General features: G+C 40.8%; 2 tRNA genes. Both read left to right on the top strand.

Going from position 1 to position 375, the window contains the following annotated elements:
* Positions 1-100: 100 nt before the first annotated feature.
* Positions 101-177, top strand: a tRNA-Ile gene (locus LQ608_RS12395).
* Between the two features lie 23 nt (positions 178-200).
* Positions 201-276 (top strand) — tRNA-Ala (locus tag LQ608_RS12400).
* The last annotated feature ends 99 nt before the right edge of the window (positions 277-375 follow it).

A 375-nucleotide genomic window follows, 5' to 3' on the forward strand; every position in this document is an offset into this window, starting at 1 on the left:
CTCCTTTCTAAGGATATTACGGAATGACCATTAGGTCATGGAATAACGGAGACATATTGTATTCAGTTTTGAATGTTTATTTAACATTCAATTTAAGAATGGGCCTATAGCTCAGCTGGTTAGAGCGCACGCCTGATAAGCGTGAGGTCGATGGTTCGAGTCCATTTAGGCCCACCATTAAAAATTTAATTACCCAATTAGGGGGCTTAGCTCAGATGGGAGAGCGCCTGCTTTGCACGCAGGAGGTCAGCGGTTCGATCCCGCTAGTCTCCACCATAATTATTTTGCACATTGAAAACTAGATAAGTAAGCAAATAGATTTTACCAAGCAATAAACCGAGTGAATTTCTAACGAAATTCAAGCTTAATAATCGC

The organism is Mammaliicoccus sp. H-M34, assembly GCF_022386495.1.
GTDB lineage: Bacteria > Bacillota > Bacilli > Staphylococcales > Staphylococcaceae > Mammaliicoccus > Mammaliicoccus fleurettii.